Below are 1625 nucleotides of genomic sequence, written 5' to 3'. Positions count from 1 at the left end.
CATGTCAGCATTCTCACTTCCGATACCTCCAGGATGTCTCACGACTGTCCCTTCACAGGCTTACGGAACGCTCCGCTACCACGCACATACGTGCATCCACAGCTTCGGTGTATGGCTTTAGCCCCGGTACATTTTCGGCGCAAAGACCCTTATTTAGACCAGTGAGCTGTTACGCTTTCTTTAAATGATGGCTGCTTCTAAGCCAACATCCTGGTTGTTTTGGGATCCTCACATCCTTTCCCACTTAGCCATAACTTAGGGACCTTAGATGGTGGTCAGGGTTGTTGCCCTCTTCACGACGGACGTTAGCACCCGCCGTGTGTCTGCCCAGTAGTACTCCCCGGTATTCGGAGTTTGATTAGGATCAGTAAGACGGTGAGTCCCCATAGCCCATTCAGTGCTCTACCCCCGGGGGTATTCGCTGGACGCTCTACCTAAATAGATTTCGCGGAGAACCAGCTATCTCCAAGTTTGATTGGCCTTTCACCCCTAGCCACAAGTCATCCCGATCTATTGCAACAGATATGGGTTCGGTCCTCCAGTACGTGTTACCGTACCTTCAACCTGCTCATGGCTAGATCACTTGGTTTCGGGTCTAATCCGACGAACTGAACGCCCTGTTCAGACTCGCTTTCGCTGCGCCTACACCTACCGGCTTAAGCTTGCTCGTCAGACTAAGTCGCTGACCCATTATACAAAAGGTACGCTGTCACCCAGGACGAACCTTGGGCTCCAACTGTTTGTAGGCATTCGGTTTCAGGTACTATTTCACTCCCCTCGTCGGGGTGCTTTTCACCTTTCCCTCACGGTACTGGTTCGCTATCGGTCATGCACGAGTACTTAGGCTTGGATCGTGGTCGACCCATGTTCAGACAGGATTTCACGTGTCCCGCCCTACTCAAGGACTTAATATCGTGTTGCGTGTACGGGGCTATCACCCACTCTAGCCAACTTTTCCAAGTTGTTCCACTTTACTCAATTAAGCCACTGGCCTGGTCCGCGTTCGCTCGCCACTACTAGCGGAGTCTCGTTTGATGTCCTTTCCTCTGGGTACTTAGATGTTTCAGTTCCCCAGGTTCGCTTCTAACACCCTATGTATTCAGGTGTAGATACCTTATTACGATAACTAGAAAGTTGAATTGTTCTTGCAAAAGCGCCAACAATTCAGATTTTCTAGCTATCTAAGGTGGGTTGCCCCATTCGGAAATCGTCGGATCAAAGGGTATTCGCACCTCCCCGACGCTTATCGCAGCGTATCACGTCCTTCATCGCCTGTGCATGCCAAGGCATCCACCAAATGCCCTTAAGACACTTGATCACTCTCATTGCCAATATCCATCAAAACATCAGTTTCGATCATATCAGCAGAAAGACCAGCTTCTCGAGATACAATCGGTGGCGCGGTTAGCGTCCAATCATAATGCAAGGCTTGAGCAAGCTCTTGCGACATCGACCAAAGGTCGATCCGATTACATCTTCTCTTCACTATTTCATACAGAACACGCAGACTAAAAAGTCCGCAAACTCGGTTCTTTCCCCGATGATTGACTGTCCGTCCTACTCTACACCAAACAAAGTGATGGTGGAGCCAGACGGGATCGAACCGACGACCCCCTGCTTGCAAA

At 50.1% G+C, this 1625-nt stretch carries 1 protein-coding gene and 1 rRNA gene; both read right to left on the bottom strand.

Annotated features, from left to right (window positions below; all coding sequences use genetic code 11):
* Positions 1–1318 (bottom strand): 23S ribosomal RNA (locus HMPREF3113_RS13075); the annotation flags it as partial.
* Positions 1304–1625 (bottom strand): hypothetical protein (locus HMPREF3113_RS18880; RefSeq protein ID WP_217628714.1); only part of this gene is annotated, 322 nt, incomplete at its 5' end. The genes HMPREF3113_RS13075 and HMPREF3113_RS18880, both read right to left, overlap by 15 nt.

The organism is Stenotrophomonas sp. HMSC10F06 (assembly GCF_001807865.1).
Lineage (GTDB): Bacteria > Pseudomonadota > Gammaproteobacteria > Xanthomonadales > Xanthomonadaceae > Stenotrophomonas > Stenotrophomonas bentonitica_A.
This window is presented reverse-complemented; position numbering and strand designations above follow the sequence as displayed.